This window comes from Ideonella sp. B508-1 (assembly GCF_000333615.1).
GTDB lineage: Bacteria > Pseudomonadota > Gammaproteobacteria > Burkholderiales > Burkholderiaceae_C > Ideonella.
Map to the genome: position 1 here is coordinate 1 of NZ_BADL01000459.1, position 17,721 is coordinate 17,721.

The following is a 17,721-nucleotide window of genomic DNA, read 5'->3' on the forward strand; positions in this document are numbered from 1 at the left end:
CTTTTGGCTCATCACCTGAGCCTGCCCCACCCCATCACGGGACACCCGCTGACGCTGACCGCCCTCCCGGAGGACGATTGGAGCGCCCTGCTGAGCCGGGGCCCTTGGACCGTCGACGACGCCTCGTCGCTGACTGCGGCCATCCGGGAACACGAGCGCCCCCACCATCGCTGAGGCCAGACGCGCCAGGAGACAATGACGTCTCCCTTCATCGCGGACCCTGCCCGACAGAGGCAGCGCCGCCCATCCATGCAAAACGGTCTGCTCTCCGCCGCCCTGGCCTACGTCGTCTGGGGCCTGTTCCCGCTCTATTTCCATCAACTCAGCCAGATCGGCGCCTTCGAACTGGTCCTGCATCGCACGCTCTGGGCACTGGGCTTCCTGCTCCTGGTGCTGGCCTGGCGCAAGCAGTGGCAATGGCTGAGCCATGCTTTTCGCCAGCCCAGGGTGCTGGTTCTGTACGCCACCAGCGCCACCCTGCTGTCCGTCAACTGGCTCATCTACGTCTGGGCCGTGAACCACCAGCATGTGCTGGAGGCCAGCCTGGGCTACTTCATCAACCCGCTGGTGAATGTGCTGCTGGGCGTTCTGGTGCTGCGCGAGCGCCCTCGCCCTGTCCAATGGGCTGCACTGACCCTGGCCGCCGGTGCGGTGCTGTGGATGAGCTGGCACACCGGCGCCCCGCCCTGGATCGCCCTGGCCCTGGCGCTGACCTTCGGCCTCTACGGCCTCATCAAGAAGACCGCCCCGCTGGATGCGCTGGAAGGCCTGACACTGGAGACCTTGCTGCTGGCCACGGTGGCCGCCCCCGTGCTGCTGGCCTGGGACCTGGGTGGGCACAGCGCACTGGCGGGCGCCCCTGGCAGCCTGTGGGGCTGGCTGCTGCTGGCCGGCCCGCTGACCGCCGTTCCCCTCCTGCTCTTCGGACACGGTGCACGGCGCATTCCACTGGGCACGCTGGGCCTGCTGCAGTACATCAGCCCCTCTCTGCAGTTCCTCCTGGGAGTCTGGCTCTTTCACGAACCCTTGCAGTCCACCCGGCTCGTCGGCTTCGCCCTGATCTGGCTGGCCCTGCTGCTCTACAGCGGCGAGACACTCTGGCGCACCCGCCGCGCCGCCTGAACCGGCAAGGCGCTGCCGCACCGCGATCGAGCAGCTTGCCCGAACTCAGGGCGAGCATGCTATGATTTCAAGCTTCTGGGGACGTAGCTCAGCTGGGAGAGCGTCGCGTTCGCAATGCGAAGGTCGGGAGTTCGATCCTCCTCGTCTCCACCAAACACCGCACAGGGGTTGCACCGAAAGGCCGCAACCCCTTGTCGCTTCTGGGATTTGTGCTCTGACAAGCACTTAGGAACCGGTCCCGCTCTGCCCTCAACCCGAGGACTGTGTAAGAGCACCGTGTAAGCTGGTCGCGTGAATGACTCCGACGTGACCCCATTTCCTGGCGTGTACCTCCGCGAAGGCAGCACCGTCTACCAGTTCGGCATCCAGGTCCCCACGGACCTGCGAGAGCATTTCAAGACCCAATGGGCCGTGCGCAAGTCGCTGGGCACCAAGGATCTGCGCGAAGCCAACGCACAGGCCAAGGCCCTGCATGCGGACTGGGAGGAGAAGTTCGGGACCCTCCGCAGGAGGCAGAACCCGGAGCCTGTCACCCTGACCCCCGCCCTGGTTGCCACCTTCGCCCGTGAGGTGCGCCGCTGGGTGCTGGAGGCAGACGACAACATGCGGGCCTTCCCGAGCGCCGCAAGGGCCCTCCAGGTGGCACAGCTGGAGACCCTGAGGGCTGAACTGGAGAAGACCCCAGCAGGGGCCGCGCTGGTCCAGGGCGTGCGCCCCAACCTGTCCGCCCTGACCATCGGGGGCCAGGATCAACCCTCACCCGCTCCTGATCCCCTCGCCGGTCTCTCTGCCCCCGAAGCCGAGGCCCTGGCACAGTGGAACGCTGCCGGTGTGGCTGCGGCTGCTGTGGACATGGCCCGCCAGAACCTGCGCTCTGTCCTGCCCCTGGCCGAGGGCATCGCCCGGGAGATGGGCCTGCGGGTGAACTGGACCAGCCCGGAGGGCGTGCAGGGGCTGCGAGAACTCCTCAAGGCGCACCGGCAGGCCACAGAGGAGGCCCTGCTGCGGGACCGTGGGGAGGTGGTCAACACCCCGGCTGCCGAGCCCTCCTCCAGCGCCAGCAGCGGACACCCTCAGGAAGGCACCCAGCAGCCCGCAGCAGGGCCGAACGGGGCCAAGGCAGGACACACCCCCATGGATGCCTTCGAGGCTTGGCAGAGACGCAAGCCGGGGCGCCCGGTCAAGTCCGTGGCGAAGTACCGCGCCACCGCCGAGAAGCTCGCCAAGCTCGCCCGCGTGCCCATCCTGGAGCAGTTGACCCGAGAGGACGGCCGCGCCATCCAGGACAAACTGATGGCCGAGGCCACCGAGCGTGGGGGCCGGGCGCAGAACACCGCCGCATCAGAACTGGGCCGCATCAAGACCCTGTTCAATGACGCCGTGGACCTGGGATGGATCGACCGCAGCCCCATGCCTGCCCGTGGCATCGAGAGGATCAAGGCCGCCCGCAGAGCCTGGACGAAGGCCGACCTTCCCCGGCTGTTCGATGACCCCATCTTCACCGCCTACGCTGTCCCGAGCGCCAGCATGGGGGGCCTGGACGCCGCCTACTGGCTGCCCCTGCTGGGCCTGTTCACCGGGGCCCGGGTGTCCGAGCTCGCACAGCTGCGCACCTCTGACATTGAGCACACCGAGGAGGCAGGCTGGGTCCTGCACATCCAGGAGGACCAGGAGGAGGGTCTGCGGGTCAAGAACGCCCACTCAGTGCGGGACGTGCCCATTCACCCCGAACTGGTGCGCCTGGGCTTCGTGGACTACTGGCGGGCCATCGCAGAGCACGGAGCAGGCCCCTTGTGGCCTGCGCTGCCACGGACAGAACTGAACGGCGCCGGGGGCAAGATCAGCCAATGGTTCGGGAAGTACAAGGCCGCCAAGGGCTTCGGCCCTGATCTGGTCTTCCACTCATTCAGGCACACCGTGGAGACCGAACTGCGGGCCCTGCGAACCCCAAAGTACCTCATCGACGCCATCACCGGCCACGCGGGGAAGACGGTCGCAGACGACTACGCGCACACCACCGTGGGCACCTTGAGGGAGGCGCTGGACCCGCTGACCTACCCTGGCTTGGAGTTGCCCCGGGTGTTCACTGCGCCCGCCTGGAAGCCCTGAAGGGGCCAGCTACCGGGCCGAATTCCTGAGCAAAATTTCCGAGGGGGTATCTGATGATCCCGGGACCGGAGTTACCCCCCGTGGGGGTGCCTATTCCAGAGCAACAGCGGGCGCAAATCCAGGGAGACGGATGGCTTATCCGATATCCCTCGGCTGCGACGGTTGCAAGAGGGGGAACGTCCAGGACAGCAGCGAGGCTCAGAGGATATCAGGCCTTGCGGTAGACGCATCTCTGCTGATGCGCTGCCCCCTGTTCTGCGGGTGCAATGGGGGCTGTTCAACCCACAGGAAACACCCCTGATGACCACCGCAACCGCTGCCGCCTCCTCCGTGTCCTTCCGCCTCCTGGGTGCCCCCTGGCTGGCCCTGGCTGACCTCTCCGTCCGGGGCATCTGCCGGGCCCTGTCCAAGGTCTCCCGGGTAACCGATGGAGGGGTCTTCCGCCACCCCAACGGGTCCGCCTTCCTCGGCTGCTGGCGTGAGCAGTCCAACACCGGGGGCTCTGTGACCCTTCGCCTGGGACGGGTGGAGGTCTGCGCCGACTACCGGCACCCTGCCTGATTGCAGAGCCCCGCCAAGGCCCCCAGGAGCCCCCAGGCGGGCCTGTGGCAGCACAGACAGGGCCACCCACAGGGGCATGCCCTGAGGCCCTGGAGGGTGTCCACAAACGCTCGTTTACGGACATGGGTGGCAGAGGGTGTCCACAAATCAGCTTGACTTCATTTCGGACATGCCCAACAATCCGGACATCCTTTCCGAACACCTGGAGATGTCCACCGTGTCCCGTGTCTTCGCTTACTGCCGCGTTTCCACTGCTGACCAGACCACCGAGAACCAAGTCCAGGAGATTGCCCGGGCTGGCTTCCAGGTCAGCAAGCATCACACCATTGAGGAGGTGGTGTCCGGGTCTGTGGCCGCCTGCGACCGGGCCGGATGGCAGCGCCTGCTCCAGAAGCTGGACCCGGGCGATGTCCTAGTGGTCACCAAGCTGGACCGCCTGGGCCGCAATGCCATGGACGTCCGGGCTTCGGTGGAGGCCCTGGCGCAGATGAACGTCCGGGTCCACTGCCTCGCCCTCGGGGGCGTGGATCTGACCAGTTCAGCGGGCAAGCTCACCATGGGCGTGATCAGCGCCATGGCCGAGTTTGAGCGGGATCTGCTGGTTGAGCGGACGCAGGCGGGCCTGTCCCGTGCCAAGGCCGAGGGCAAGACCCTGGGGCGCCCTTCCAGCCTGACCAATGACCAGCAGCAGGAAGCCCGGGAGCGCCTCGCACAGGGCCATCCCGTGGCCGCCATCGCCCGCGACCTGAGGACCAGCCGTCAGACCATCATGCGGCTACGGGAGCAGTCCACCAGCGCCAGCCAGGAAGCCGAACAGGCCACCTGAGCGCCCACCGAATGGGCCCCATCCGGGTCCCGCCCTGCCCCGCAAGCGCCCGCCCAGGAAGGTCCTCGGTGGGCGTTCCTGCTTCTGGGAAATCGCTCGCTAAGTAGTTGATCTATATAAGGCCGAGGCACCAGAACGGCCGAAAACGCGAGTTACCCACAACCCAAACCCTCCCTCTCGCCGGAGAGTCCCTTCCTGTCCCCTTAAGGTGTTCCTTAAGGTGCACCTCAAGGTGCCCAGATCAGGAGCCCTCAGTGGGCATCACCGTTCAGGAGGTGCGGACCTCGGCAACAGCGTCAGCCCGTGAGGTGCTGATCCCACTGCATGCACTGAAGGAGTGAAGACCCATGGACCACCTGCCCAGGGTGTACAGGCAGCTTGCCATCCCCGTCCCCGTGTTCGACCGGATCAAGGATGTTCAACGCGCCCACGAGGCCCAACAGGGCCAGAGGCTGACCATCGCCGAGGTGGTCTCCCGCATCGTCCTGGAGCACCAGGAGGCACAGCGAGCACTGGAGGCACAGGACCGTGCAGTCCTTCTTAGTTGATCCCGTCACCGCTACCCCACCGCCACCGGAGCCCATGCGCCGCAAGGAGGCCCGGGCGCTGGGGCTGAAGGTCTACCAGAGCGCCTTCGGCTGCACCAGGGACGGAGGCCGCCTGCGCACGACCTTCCGCAATCAGTGCGTGGTCTGCCTGGAGAAGGAGCGCCAACAGCGGAAGGCCATCGCCGACCGCGCCAAGGCCCAGACACTGAAGACCGCACGGGCTGGGATCCTGCGTGAACTGGCTGCAGAACAGCGCAAGCAAGCCAAGGCAGAGGAGAAGGCCGCGAAGTTGGCCGCCCTCAGGGCCGAGAAGGAAGCCGCAGAGAGGGAGCGCAGGAAGGCCCAGCGAGCCGCCAACAAGGCAGCCGCGCAGGCGCTCTGTGTGGCCGCCCAGGAGGCCCAAGAGAGCAGCCCTGTGGGGTCCCCTCAACTGGTCCCGCCGTGCGCCCCTGAGGGCCTGGAGGTGCCACCTTGGGAGGTGGTCTCCGCCCCCGCTGCTGTCCCCTGCTTCGTGCCAGTGCCGCCTCGCCCCTTGCTGGACGCGCCACCGTGGGACTGAGCAGCTACGCCGAGCTCTCCGCTGTCAGCTGTGCCGACCAATTGGCCCAAGGTGACCTGTTCGACCTGGAGGCCGCCCTGGCACAGCTGCCACCGTGGGGAACCTTCAGTGAGCGGGACGGGCCCCCTCAGCGAAGCCGTGGGCAGGCCGGGGTGCGCCTTCGGGAGCACCTGCGGGTGGACCTCCCGGAGGACCTCCTGCGTGAGACCGCCAGGGACACCCTTGGGGCCCTGCGGTGCTCGCGCCAGTACCTGGACGCCCTGCGCATCGTGCTGGGCAATCAGGCTCACGCTGAACGGTGCGGGTACTTGCTGGAGATGAATGTCCGTGTCCCCTTCACCAGTGAGCGGACCATGCGGACCATCCTGGACCAGATGGCAGACGCAGGCATCACCTTCCGCAAGCAGGTCAGCCTCGGCCAGGGCCGGGCTCAGGTCGTCCACTGCTTCCGCAGAAGGCGAGCAACGACCTCAGCAGCCGGGACACTGGAGGCCATGTGCCGTCAGGCAGAGAGCCCCTCAGCAACAGCGGCAGATCCGGTGTCCCTCCGGTGTGTGGATCTGACCGGCTGGCAGGTGCCGTACTGACCAGCAGCCCTTAACGACACAGTACATAGAGGGGAACCCAGAGGGTGAGTTCTTCCTGGTCATCCCCCTGTGCAGGGCATGCAATCGGGACGACCTGCGGGGCACGACAAGGGCCACCTTCCAGCCTCCCCACAGGGGGCCTCAGCGATGGGGCTACGCCCACGACCACAACCCAGGAACACCATGGCCCAGGTGGTCTCAAGGCCCAGAGCTCCAACCCCTGATGCCTGGGCCATCTGGCACTGGCCCCATCTTCTCGGCAGAGAGAAGGTCGGTCAGCACCAAGGGTGCCCCGTGATTGCGTCAAGCGTCCGGGAGCACCTGTTTTTTGGAGTGGTCGTGGAACCCTCCAACCTCAGGGGACCGATGGGGGCACCTTGAGGGGCGGCCACTGGTTGTAGCCGATGGCGGGGTCGTTGGACTGGTGCTCCCTGATCAACTCCACCTCCACCCGGCTGACCTCGGCCCGGCTGGCGGTCTCCGATGACCACAGGATGTCCCGGGTCACAGTGAAGGACTGGCGCTCCTCCCAGGTGAAGTCCCGGGCTATCAGTTCGTCGGAGGCGCTCCCGAAGTAGTTGATGCTGTTCGTGCGGTCCTGGCCGATGTAGATCTTCCCGTTGGGGTAGGTGATGCGATAGACCACGTTCACGCAGGCGCCCTCCGATGTGCTGCAAGGGGATTCTGAGGGGTGCCAGGGGTGTCATCTCACTCCCGCCAACGGAGGAAGTCAAAGTCCACGGGAAGCGCCTCCTAAAGAGTGTCCAGGAGAAGGCCGAGAATCAGATCACAGGTGTATAGCTATCGATGTACGTCCGATTGCAGTTTGTTCTTGCACCCCAGCAGCACTCGTAGGCCCTGGCGCGCTCCCGACCATCTCTCCGAAAGATGATCACTGGCGCCCCCCTGTGCCGCCCCCTCCCTACCGTCCCAGCCTCCGCAGTAAAGGGGGTGCCACCAGCAGTGGTGTAGGGCTGCCGCCCACCAGCACTGGCGAGAAGGGCATAGGCATCGGCAAAGGTCTTGGGGTTGAGAACCGTGCCGGGGTTGAAATGGGGCTGCCTAGTCGGTCGCTTGAGCATTCGTCGGTCACCAGTGCATGAGAGTCCAGAGAGAGTAACGCAGGCGCCGGGGCCCTCTCAGGAACCCCTCCATGAACGCCCTGACCAACTTCACCACCCCCTTCGCCACCGCCCTGCGCGTCCTGAACCGCGAGGGCCAGCCCTGGTTCATCGCCAAGGACGTCTGCGAGACCCTGGGACTGACAAACGTAACCCGCGCCACGGCCGGGCTCGGGCCCCACGAAAAGGGACTTCAAACTGTGAAGACCCTTGGAGGCCCCCAGACGCTCACTGTGGTCAACGAGTCGGGCTTCTACAAGCTGGTCCTCAAGTCCCGCAAGCCGGAAGCCCGCAAGTTCCAGGACTGGGTGACCGGCGTGGTCCTGCCTGCCATCCGCAAGGACGGAGGCTACATCCTCGGCGAGGAGAAGGTGGTCACCTCCGGCCGCAGAATCTCCCCATGCGCCCCGCGTCCTTCCATCATTCAGGCATCCCCCGCTCCTGCATCGCCCCCCTGGTCAGAGTCACCCCCGAGGCGGCTGCCTACCCTGGAGCAAGCGGCACGGGGTTCTTTGCCAAGGCGAAGGGCGAGCTCTTCTTCTTCACCGCCCTACACTGCCTGGAGTCGTCGACCGGTTCCCTGAGCGCAGATAGTGCCGCCCGGCAACTGCTGATTCCCTATCGCACTGACGGATCCCTCCGATACCCAGACGACTATGTGCGCTTCGACAACCTGACACGCCTAGCAGAGGGCCCTGCCCGAACATCGTTTTTCGATGTCGCGGCGCTCCACGTTCCCCCAGGAAGAACCGCGAACCATCGTCACCTGCTGTCTCGTGCTGCCAAACTCCCTCCCTCTGGACTCTGGCTAGACGAGTTTGCATCCCTGGACCAAGTGGCACAGTGGATGCACCAGAGGGGCTCGCTACCGGCCACCGTGATTGGGTACCCCAACGAGGGAACTGGGACCGCTATCTCCTACCCGGATGACCACTGCAACACACTGACGATTGAGGCACAGCCTGCCGAGTTCATGGGGCACCTCAGGCCGAGTCCCTTGGACCACTGCATGCTGCTGGATGGCTCCACATGGCCGCGCTCGCACAGCGGCTTCAGCGGGTCGCCGGTCTTCTTCCAGTGGGACTCACCGCACGGCAAGCTGTCAACCCTGGCGGGGATGATCATCTGCGGCAACAGTAGTAGCCTGCACTTTGTGAGCATCTCCACCTTGGTCAGGGCGGCTGTGAAGCCATGAACCTCTCGGCCCAGCGCCGGGGCCCTCTCAGGAACCATGCCATGAACGCCCTGACCAACTTCACCACCGCCAAGGCCCTCACGATGTCCAGCCGCGAGATTGCGGACCTGACCGGCAAGCTGCACGCCCACGTTCTCCGGGACATCCGCAGCATGCTGGACGACCTGGGGGAAGCTGAATCCAAATTTGGTTCCAGCTACGTGGACGGCACCGGACGCACTCTTCCACTGTTCAACCTGCCCCACCGCGAGACCATGATCCTGGTGATGGGCTACTCGATCCCGATGCGGGCCCGCGTGGTGGACCGCTGGCAGGAACTGGAGGAGGCCGCGAAGGGCCCCGCTCTGCCGAACTTCGGTAGCCCCGCCGAGGCCGCCCGCGCCTGGGCCCTGGAATTCGAGCGTGCCGAGGAGCAGGCCCGGCTGGTGGCAGCCCAGGCCGCGAAGGTCGAGGCTCTGACGGAGGATCAGGCAACCAATAGACTAGGCCATGGCAGAGCGAAAGCGGATCAGCTTCAAGTACCGAGCGGGGCCCGCTGCGCTCCGAAGTCTCTCGGATGGGATGGCCTACTTTGCGGGACCGGGCGAACTGAACGATTCCCTAGAAGCCAAGTTCACGATGGCGGGGCCAGAGACCTACGCGACAAAGCTGTCCGAGGTCTTGACCCAGCTAGCACAAGAGAAAGGGGCCCCCTACAGGTTCGAGCCTGACCCCGCGCATGAGGAGCAGGTGAAACAGGAACTTGCGGCTGAGAGCGCGGCGTTCTCGAAGAACTGCCAACGCCTGGGGATCTACTCCTGCACGACCCGTCCCGACAACCAGCCGATGTGGGCCTACTACTGCAACGACTCAAGGGGCATCTGCCTGGAGTTGGAGTGGCCGGACGACTTGGTCAAGGAGTACGAGCTGCTGCCAACCTTCGTGAGCTATTCAGCTTCCCCCCGCCTCCACGACAGGTTCGACGACATGCAGCAGGCCATCCGGGCGCTTGCAAAGAGGCATCCCGACTGGACTGCCGAAGAACTACTGGAGCACTCGACCAAGCCCGGATTCATCAGGAACTGGATGATCCGATCAATGGGCCGCGCCGTATCAACCAAACACCTCGATTGGGCGCACGAGCAAGAGCTCCGGATGATCAGCCCCACTGTCGGCGCGTTGCCTATCCTGAAGCGATTGCTGCGGCGCGTCTACTTCACCCGCACAGACTTTCCAGAATGGGGTCCCATCATGATGATCCTCCACCAGCTCTACCCAGAGGTGGAACTGGCACGGGTTGATTTCAGCCACACTGAGCCGTTGGTCTCCGTCGTGCCTCTTGCGAAGAAGCTGATTCCCGTGATCAAGCGTGCCAGCGCTCCCCTTGATGAGGTGGAGGCACCTCCTGACACAGCGAGCGACTGACCAGTGCGGCGTGAACAGGGCACTGGCATGCGCAAGCTCGAGACCAAGCAGGACATTTACGACAACGCCGTGAACATCATCCTGGCATCCCAGGCTGACCTCTGCGCCACCCCAGACCCTCTGTACGTCCGCTGCTTCAACACGCTAGGCTCACTGACCGCCAAGGAGAGGCTCCAACTCCTGGACGCAGCTCTTGGTGTGGATACGGTTTCTCAGCGTGTCGGGCGCCCATTGACCCTGAGTGAGCGCAACATGCTCCGAGCCCTCCGGGATGCAATCGCAGAAGCGAACAGCATGCTTGACGAGTACCCCTTTCACGCCATCCTACTGGCCCGACTTCGGGACATCGGCAGGGCTCGCTCCCTGGACCTGGACTACACCTACCTGGATCAGGTGAACTGGGAGGAGCGAGCCAAGGTCTAGGGGGCACCTGAGGGTGTGCCGAAGCATGCACTAGAATGCTCGCCCATCGCATCAACTGTGTGCGCGACTGTGTAAGACGAAGCTCTGCAGCGCACCGGTTCTCCTAGGTGAGATGGTGAAATCGAGGCTTCCTCCTCGTCTCCACCAGATGACCGCAAGGGGTTGCACCGAAAGGCCGCAACCCCTTTGTTTTTGAAGGGTGCCCCACCGGACTCTGTTGCGACCTTGGGATACGCAAGCCCACCGACAGGTCCCCATACTGGTGCACCATGCTGGCACAGAACTCGCTGGGGTGATCAACTACCGCGAAGCCTCCTGAGCAAGCAAGACTCGGAGAAACCAGGGTTCAACGCTTCAATTTGTTTAGTTTTGGAGCGTTTACCCAAACCTTCTAAGGGTCTGGCCTCGGTAAGGTGGATGAAGTTGGGCGCTATAGTGGCGCCTTTTGGTGGCCCACAAGGCTGCCGTCGATGAAAGACAGCGCCGCAAGGCGACTGGAGGATACGAGTGGATTTCGCTGAATCGCAGCGCCGCCCGGGCAAGCACCCTGTGGGGCTGATCATCGTGATCGTGCTGCACCTGTTGCTGGGCTGGGCCTTGCTCAGTGGCCTGGCCCGCAAGGTGGTCGAGGTCGTGAAGGCCCCGATCGAGACCAAGATCATCGAGGAGGTCAAGCCGCCGCCGCCGCCGCCGCCCGAGAATCTGCCGCCGCCTCCCAAGAACCTGCCCCCGCCGCCGGCCTTCGTGCCGCCACCGGAAGTGCAGGTCGCCCAGCCGCAGGCGCCGACGATCACCACCACCAACGTGCAGCCGCCTCCGCAAGAGGTGAAGATCAGCCAGGCGCCGCCGACCGTGCAGGCCCCGCCCGCGCCGGCCGCTCCACGCGCTGCCCGTCCTGCCATTGCCGACATCTCTGCCTGTGCGCCCAAGGGGTCTGATTACCCCGTGGCGGCGGCGCGTGCCCAGGCCACTGGCACCACCCGCGTGCGCTTCACCGTGGACGCCGAGGGCAAACTGGCCAAGGCAGAGGTCGTCAAGTCTGCCGGCCCCAGCCGCGAGCATCGCATGCTCGATCGAATCGCGGTCGACAAGCTCAGCGAATGCAAGTTCCGCCCGGGCTTGGACGAGAACGGTCACCCGGCGGGCGGCACCTTCGAAGCCGAGTACGTCTGGACCCTGCAGTAATTCTTCTTTTTGAACCGCCCGCCCGCCCGGCAACCCGCCGGCGTGACGGGCCTCCCCCCTCCCCCTGGATACCCCTTGGAGTGAACATGTCCTTTTTGAAGCTTCTGCGCGCGCCCCTGGTGGCAGCCACCATCGCCTTCACCGGCACCCTGCCGCTGGCCGCTCTGGCGCAGGAGACCGCCGCCTCCGCTCCGGCCGAAGCCAGCGCCCCGGCCGACGTCACCGCCCCCGCCCCTGGCTCGGTGCCCACCCCCGAGACCAAGAAGGAAACCATCGACAACCCCTACGGCCTGGATGCGCTGTGGAGCCAGGGTGACTTCGTGGCCCGCGGCACGCTGATCATCATGATCCTGATGTCGATGGGCAGCTGGTACATCATCTTCACCAAGCTCTGGGAACAGCACAAGATGTTCAAGAGCGCCGGCTCGGTGGGCGACGACTTCTGGAAGTCGGGCTCGATCAAGGCGGGTGCCGCCAAGCTGGAAGAAGGCTCGGCCTTCCGCTTCGTGGCGGACCAGGGCATCAAGGCCGCCGAGCACCATGAGGGCACGCTGGTCGACAACATCGACCTGCACACCTGGATCGGCATGAGCGTCGAGCGCGCCGTGGGCAACATCAGCAGCCGTCTGCAGGATGGTCTGGCCTTCCTGGCCACCGTCGGTTCCACCGCCCCGTTCGTGGGCCTGTTCGGTACCGTGTGGGGCATCTATCACGCCCTGACCGCCATCGGCATCTCCGGCCAGGCCTCCATCGACAAGGTGGCCGGCCCCGTGGGTGAAGCCCTGATCATGACCGCCTTCGGTCTGGCCGTCGCCGTGCCCGCGGTGATGGGCTACAACTGGCTGATCCGCCGCAACAAGTCGGTGATGGAAAAGGTCCGCGCCTTCTCGGGCGACGTGCACAACGTGCTGCTGGCCGGCAAGAAGTGATTTTCCTGGGCAGTGCCTGAGCGCTGCCCACGGGCTGCGACCCCGGCCGCGCCGGGCCGATCCCCGGCGCACCGGACGAACCGTCCGCTCGAACAAAGGAACGCAAGATGGCTATGAGCGTTGGCTCCGCCGATGGCGATGAAGAGCAGATGAACTCCAGCATCAACACCACGCCCCTCGTGGACGTGATGCTGGTGCTGCTCATCATCTTCCTGATCACCATTCCCGTGGTGACCCAGTCCGTCAACCTGTCCCTGCCGAAGGAAATCAACGTCCCGACGCAGACCAAGCCGGAAAACATCCTGCTGGCGGTGACCAAGGATGGCGACGTGTACTGGTCCACCAAGTACATCCCCGACACCGAGACCCTGGTGGAAATGCTCAAGAAGGAAGCGGTCAAGGTGCCGCAACCCGAAGTGCACATCCGCGGTGATGAGAACGCCCGCTACGAGTCGGTGGGCCGCCTGATCGTGGCCTGCCAGCGCGCTGGCATCGCCAAGGTGGGCTTCATCACCGAGCCGCCGGCCAAGAACTGAAAGGAAGCGCCATGGCCATGAGTGTCGGGTCGTCCTCCGAAGACGACATGATGGTCGAGATGAACACCACGCCGTTGATCGACGTGATGCTCGTCCTGCTGATCATGTTCATCATCACCATCCCGGTGCAAACGCACGCGGTAAAGATGAACATGCCGGTGAACTCCCACAACGCACCGCCGCCCAAGCCGCCCGAGATCGTGCGCATCGACATCGACTTCGATGGCACGATCGGCTGGAACGGTGAACAAGTGCCCAGCCGGGGCGACCTGGAAGCGCGGCTGTACCGCCTGTCGCTGCTGCCGGACCAGCCCGAGGTGCATGTGCGCCCCAACAAGCTGGTGACCTACAAGTACGTCGCCATGGTGCTGGCTGAAGCCCAGCGCCTGGGCGTCACCAAGATCGGCATCATCGGCAACGAGCAGTTCATGAACTGACCCTGGGTGCGGCCTTTCGCCGCCCAGGCGAAGTGCTGCACCGCTTGCCGCAGAATCGGGGTTCGTTCCGCAAGGTCCGAACCCCGATGTCTTTTCGGACCCTCCCGCTAAGGAATTCGCATCACATGACCACGCTGCGCCATCTCGCCGCCGCCCTGCTGCTCGCGGGCAGCCTCTCCGCCGTTCACGCCCAAAGCCTGCGCCCCGAGGTGGGCAAGCCGCTGCAACAGGCCAGCGAGCTGCTGCGCGCCGGCAAGGCCAAGGAAGCCCTGGCCAAGGTCAACGAGGCCGACCGCGCCGGCAACAAGACCCCGTCCGAGACCCTGATGATCGAGCGCATGCGCGGTGCCGCCGCGCAGCGCGCTGGCGACAACGCCACCGCCGCCAAGGCCTTCGAAGCCGCCTTCGCCACCGGCAAGCTCAGCCCTGCCGAGCAGACCCAGATGGCCGAGTCGCTGGCCTTCACCTACTCGCAGCTCAAGGACAACGCCAAGGCCAATCAATGGGTGCAGAAGGCCCAGGCCCTGGGCAGCACCAGCCCCCAACTCAAGCAGTTGGCCGCTTATCTGCAGGCCTCCGGCGGCGACTACGGCGCCATCGCCAAGAATGCTGCCGCCGCGGTGGCAGCCTCCGAGCAAGCTGGCAAGCGACCGGAAGAAGCCGACCTGCTGCGCCTGGCCGATGCCTATCAGCACACCAACAACGCCGCTGGCCAGTACGCGGCGCTGGAAAAGCTGGTCGCCAACTATCCGAAGAAGGAGTACTGGTCGGCGCTGCTGGGCCGCATCCAGCGCAAGCCGGGCTTCTCCGACCGCTTCGCCGTCGACGTGCTGCGCCTGAAGCTGGCCACCGGCAACCTGACCAGCGCCGACGACTACATGGAACTGGCCCAGCTTGCCCTGCAGGCGGGCTATGCGTCCGAAGGCAAGGCCGTGGTGGACAAGGGCATGTCCGCTGGCGTGCTGGGGGTCGGGGCCGAAGCCGCCCGCCACAAGCGCCTGCTGGACTTGGCCGTGAAGCAGGAACAGGAAGACAAGGCCCATCTGGCCCAGGAAGTGGCGCAGGCGCGTGACGGCAACGCCATGGTGCAGGTCGGCACCCAGCTGGTGGCCTACGGTCAGGTCGATCAGGGCATCGACCTGCTGGAGAAGGGCATCGCCAAGGACCAGTTGCGCAAGCCGGCGGATGCCAAGCTGCGCCTGGGGCTGGCCCAGTTGAAGAAGAACAAGGCCAAGGGCCTGCAGACGCTGCGCAGCGTGCAGGGCACGGACGGCGTGGCCGACATCGCCCGCCTGTACGCCATCCTGGCCAGCCAGTCCTGAGGTCGATCATGACGTCCAGCCCCATGGTCGACGATCGCCTTCTGGACCCGGCGGTGGTCAGGCCGCTGGGGCACGGCGTCTACCAGATCGACACCCTGTTCCAGCGTGCCCACTTCGATGCGGCCTACCTGATCGTCGACGAAGGACATGCGGCCTTCATTGACACCGGCACCGGCCTGGCCGTGCCCCGCCTGCTGGCGGCCCTGGATGCCCTGGGCCTGCGCCGCGAGCAGGTCGACTGGGTGATTCCCACCCATGTCCACCTGGATCACGCTGGCGGAGTGGGTCCCCTGGTGCAGCACCTGCCCCGAGCGCGGGTGCTGGTCCATCCCCGTGGTGCGCCCCACATGATCGATCCGAGTGCGCTCTACGAGGGCGCACTGGAGGTCTATGGTCAGGCCGAGATGGACCGCTCCTACGGCACGCTGATACCCGTCCCCGCCGAGCGCGTGGTGGAGAGCGAAGATGGCCAGCAGGTGCCGCTGGGCCAGCGGGTGCTGACGCTGATCGACAGCCCGGGCCATGCCCGTCACCACCATTGCATCTGGGATCCGGTCTCGCGCGGCTGGTTCACCGGCGACACCTTCGGCCTGAGCTACCGGGAATTCGACATCGATGGCCAGCCCTGGGTCATGCCCACCACCACGCCGGTGCAGTTCGACCCGGCCGCGATGCGCCAGACCATTGCCCGTCTGATGGCCAGCCAACCCGAGTGCATGTACCTGACGCACTATGGTCGCTGCGCCCCGGTGCCCCCCATGGCCACCCAGTTGCTGGCCCTGTTGGACAAGGTGGAGGCCCTGGGCCTGCGCCTGAAGGACGCCCCGGATCGCCACCAGGCCCTGCGTCAGGGTTTGTCGCAGATCTACCGCGCCAGCCTCCTGGCCACCGGCAGCACGCTGCCGGGCGAGGAGATTGATCGCCTGCTGGCGATGGACATCGAACTCAACGCCCAGGGCATGGGTGTCTGGCTGGGCAGGCTGGGCGCCTGAGCAACGACCTCAGCCGGCCTGAGGTCTGGGCACCCAGGTGCAGGCCCCCTCCTCAGCGGGCAGCACCTGCTCCCGCAGACCCGCGAACAGCTCTCGGCCCCAGCCGTGGGCCGCGTCCTCCCCCAGGGCGGCGTCCCGGGGCGCTGCGTCGCGTGAGGCCCACACAGCCTCGGGCACCAGAACCTGCAGCGTGCCGGTGTCGGCGTCCAGCCGGATCAGATCCCCGTCCCGCACCTTGGCCAAGGGGCCGCCGCCCAGCGCCTCGGGGCAGACGTGGATGGCCGCGGGCACCTTGCCGGAGGCCCCGCTCATCCGGCCATCGGTCACCAGCGCCACCCGCTGCCCCCGGCCCTGCAGCACCGCCAGCGGTGGGGTGAGCTTGTGCAGCTCCGGCATGCCGTTGGCCCGCGGCCCCTGGAAACGAACCACCGCGACGAAGTCCCCGCTCAGCGCGCCGGCCTGGAAGGCCGCCTGCAGAGCCTCCTGGCTGTCGAACACCCGCGCGGGCGCCTCGATCCGGTGGCGATCAGCCGGCACAGCCGACACCTTGATCACCGCACGCCCCAGATTGCCGGTCAGCAACTTCAGCCCGCCGGTGTCGGAGAAGGGGGTCGAGACCGGCCGCAGCACCTGCTCGTCACCACTGTGCGTGTCCACCGGCACGCGCAGCACCTGGCCCTGCGGACCTGGTTGAGGCAGCTCGGTGTAGGCCGCCAGGCCCTGGCCCGTGACGGTGGCGACGTCGGCATGCATCAAGCCGGCCTCCAGCAGTTCACGGATCACGAACGCCGGTCCGCCGGCGGCCTGGAACTGGTTCACATCCGCCGCGCCGTTCGGGTACACCCGCGCCAGCAGCGGCACCACCGCCGACAGCGCCTCAAAATCGCTCCAGTTGATCAGCAGGCCGGCCGCGCGTGCCACCGCCACCCAGTGAATCAGATGGTTGGTCGAGCCCCCGGTGGCCAGCAAGGCCACCATGGCGTTGACGATGCAGCGTGCGTCCACCTGATGGCCGATGCAGCCTCCTCGGGCCGCCTGGGCCAGCACGGTGCTCACCGCCTCCCGGGTCAGGGCCTCGCGCAGCGGCGCATGGGGGTGGATGAAGGCCGCCCCCGGCACGTGCAGACCCATCGCCTCCAACAACATCTGGTTGGAATTGGCCGTGCCATAGAAGGTGCAGGTGCCCTCGCCGTGGTAGGCCGCCTGTTCAGCCGCCAGCAGTTCCGCCCGCCCGACCAGACCCTGGGCCGCCTGTTCGCGCACCTTGGCCTTGGCCTCGTTGGACAGGCCCGAACTCATGGGGCCTGCCGGCACGAACACACAAGGCAGATGGCCGAAATGCAGGGCCCCGATCAGCAGCCCCGGCACGATCTTGTCGCAGATGCCCAGCAGCAGCGCGCCATCGAAGACGTCGTGCGACAGCGCGATGGCCGTGCCCATGGCGATGGTGTCGCGGGAAAAGAGCGACAGCTCCATGCCGGGCTGGCCCTGGGTCACGCCGTCACACATGGCCGGCACACCGCCCGCCACCTGGACGGTGGCACCGGCGGCCCGGGCCGCCTGGCGGATCAGCGCAGGAAAGCCCTCGTAGGGCCGATGGGCCGACAGCATGTCGTTGTAGGCCGTGACCACGCCCAGGTTGGGGGCGCGCTGGCTCACCACCCGCAGACGCTCGTCGGCGGGCAGGGCCGCAAAGGCGTGGGCCACATTGGCGCAGCCCATGCGCTGCGCGGCCTGGGGGCGCTGCCGCATCGCCTCCAGACGGCGCAGATAGGCCCCGCGCAGATGCTGGCTGCGGGCCTCGATGCGGTCGGTGACGGCAAGCAGAACGGGATGCAATGCGCGCATGGCGGGCTTCTCCTGCA

At 66.1% G+C, this 17,721-nt stretch carries 20 protein-coding genes and 1 tRNA gene; 19 read left to right on the forward strand and 2 right to left on the reverse strand.

What is annotated here, in order from left to right; translation table 11 throughout:
• Positions 1 to 249 precede the first annotated feature (249 nt).
• The 8 genes from rarD (at position 250) to I73_RS18670 (ending at position 6,312) form a co-directional block, all read left to right on the forward strand.
• Positions 250 to 1,122 (forward strand): EamA family transporter RarD, encoded by an 873-nt coding sequence (gene rarD, locus I73_RS18635; protein WP_022982003.1) that lies wholly within the window; start codon positions 250 to 252, stop codon positions 1,120 to 1,122.
• Between the two features lie 77 nt (positions 1,123 to 1,199).
• Positions 1,200 to 1,275 (forward strand) — tRNA-Ala (locus I73_RS18640).
• 153 nt (positions 1,276 to 1,428) lie between these two features.
• On the forward strand, positions 1,429 to 3,231 hold the full coding sequence (locus I73_RS18645; RefSeq protein ID WP_148289849.1) for a site-specific integrase: 1,803 nt from the start codon (positions 1,429 to 1,431) through the stop codon (positions 3,229 to 3,231).
• Positions 3,232 to 3,531: 300 nt separating this feature from the next.
• Positions 3,532 to 3,792: a hypothetical protein gene (locus I73_RS18650; protein ID WP_022982005.1), complete on the forward strand. Its 261-nt coding sequence runs from the start codon at positions 3,532 to 3,534 to the stop codon at positions 3,790 to 3,792.
• Between the two features lie 217 nt (positions 3,793 to 4,009).
• Positions 4,010 to 4,618, forward strand: a complete 609-nt coding sequence (locus I73_RS18655) for a recombinase family protein (protein WP_026096937.1) — start codon at positions 4,010 to 4,012, stop codon at positions 4,616 to 4,618.
• Between the two features lie 347 nt (positions 4,619 to 4,965).
• Positions 4,966 to 5,166 (forward strand): hypothetical protein, encoded by a 201-nt coding sequence (locus I73_RS18660; protein ID WP_022982007.1) that lies wholly within the window; start codon positions 4,966 to 4,968, stop codon positions 5,164 to 5,166.
• Between the two features lie 34 nt (positions 5,167 to 5,200).
• Positions 5,201 to 5,725, forward strand: a complete 525-nt coding sequence (locus I73_RS18665) for a hypothetical protein (protein WP_022982008.1) — start codon at positions 5,201 to 5,203, stop codon at positions 5,723 to 5,725.
• Entirely contained in the window at positions 5,716 to 6,312 is a 597-nt protein-coding gene (locus I73_RS18670; protein ID WP_022982009.1) for a hypothetical protein, read from the forward strand. The genes I73_RS18665 and I73_RS18670 overlap by 10 nt, the downstream gene beginning before the upstream one ends.
• A gap of 355 nt (positions 6,313 to 6,667) precedes the next feature.
• On the opposite strand, the gene I73_RS18675 is transcribed toward I73_RS18670, so the two are convergent.
• The gene (locus tag I73_RS18675; RefSeq protein WP_022982010.1) at positions 6,668 to 6,964 is read right to left on the reverse strand and encodes a hypothetical protein; all 297 of its coding nucleotides are present in this window, start codon (positions 6,962 to 6,964) and stop codon (positions 6,668 to 6,670) included.
• 501 nt (positions 6,965 to 7,465) lie between these two features.
• Between I73_RS18675 and I73_RS31855 the strand changes: the two genes are divergently transcribed.
• The 11 genes from I73_RS31855 (at position 7,466) to I73_RS18730 (ending at position 15,856) form a co-directional block, all read left to right on the forward strand.
• Positions 7,466 to 8,017, forward strand: coding sequence for a BRO family protein (locus I73_RS31855; RefSeq protein ID WP_022982011.1), 552 nt, complete (start codon positions 7,466 to 7,468; stop codon positions 8,015 to 8,017).
• Between the two features lie 425 nt (positions 8,018 to 8,442).
• Positions 8,443 to 8,628, forward strand: a complete 186-nt coding sequence (locus I73_RS32775) for a hypothetical protein (RefSeq protein ID WP_148289850.1) — start codon at positions 8,443 to 8,445, stop codon at positions 8,626 to 8,628.
• 41 nt (positions 8,629 to 8,669) lie between these two features.
• Positions 8,670 to 9,338, forward strand: coding sequence for a Rha family transcriptional regulator (locus I73_RS31860; protein WP_022982013.1), 669 nt, complete (start codon positions 8,670 to 8,672; stop codon positions 9,336 to 9,338).
• Positions 9,339 to 9,357: 19 nt separating this feature from the next.
• Entirely contained in the window at positions 9,358 to 10,032 is a 675-nt protein-coding gene (locus I73_RS28990; protein ID WP_022982014.1) for a DUF2971 domain-containing protein, read from the forward strand.
• 27 nt (positions 10,033 to 10,059) lie between these two features.
• Positions 10,060 to 10,455: a hypothetical protein gene (locus I73_RS18700; protein WP_022982015.1), complete on the forward strand. Its 396-nt coding sequence runs from the start codon at positions 10,060 to 10,062 to the stop codon at positions 10,453 to 10,455.
• Positions 10,456 to 10,962: 507 nt separating this feature from the next.
• Positions 10,963 to 11,640, forward strand: a complete 678-nt coding sequence (locus I73_RS18705) for an energy transducer TonB (protein WP_022982016.1) — start codon at positions 10,963 to 10,965, stop codon at positions 11,638 to 11,640.
• A gap of 86 nt (positions 11,641 to 11,726) precedes the next feature.
• On the forward strand, positions 11,727 to 12,569 hold the full coding sequence (locus tag I73_RS18710; protein WP_026096938.1) for a MotA/TolQ/ExbB proton channel family protein: 843 nt from the start codon (positions 11,727 to 11,729) through the stop codon (positions 12,567 to 12,569).
• Between the two features lie 107 nt (positions 12,570 to 12,676).
• Complete coding sequence (locus I73_RS18715; protein ID WP_022982018.1) at positions 12,677 to 13,105, forward strand: biopolymer transporter ExbD; 429 nt, start codon at positions 12,677 to 12,679, stop codon at positions 13,103 to 13,105.
• An 11-nt stretch (positions 13,106 to 13,116) separates the two neighbouring features.
• Positions 13,117 to 13,542: a biopolymer transporter ExbD gene (locus I73_RS18720; protein ID WP_022982019.1), complete on the forward strand. Its 426-nt coding sequence runs from the start codon at positions 13,117 to 13,119 to the stop codon at positions 13,540 to 13,542.
• 125 nt (positions 13,543 to 13,667) lie between these two features.
• Positions 13,668 to 14,864, forward strand: a complete 1,197-nt coding sequence (locus I73_RS18725; protein WP_022982020.1) for a hypothetical protein — start codon at positions 13,668 to 13,670, stop codon at positions 14,862 to 14,864.
• 8 nt (positions 14,865 to 14,872) lie between these two features.
• Entirely contained in the window at positions 14,873 to 15,856 is a 984-nt protein-coding gene (locus I73_RS18730) for an MBL fold metallo-hydrolase (protein ID WP_083876894.1), read from the forward strand.
• A 9-nt stretch (positions 15,857 to 15,865) separates the two neighbouring features.
• Here the strand turns inward: I73_RS18730 and edd are convergent, their stop codons facing one another.
• A complete protein-coding gene (gene edd / locus I73_RS18735) occupies positions 15,866 to 17,704 on the reverse strand; it encodes a phosphogluconate dehydratase (RefSeq protein ID WP_040500888.1) in 1,839 nt (612 codons plus the stop codon).
• Positions 17,705 to 17,721: the final 17 nt, after the last annotated feature.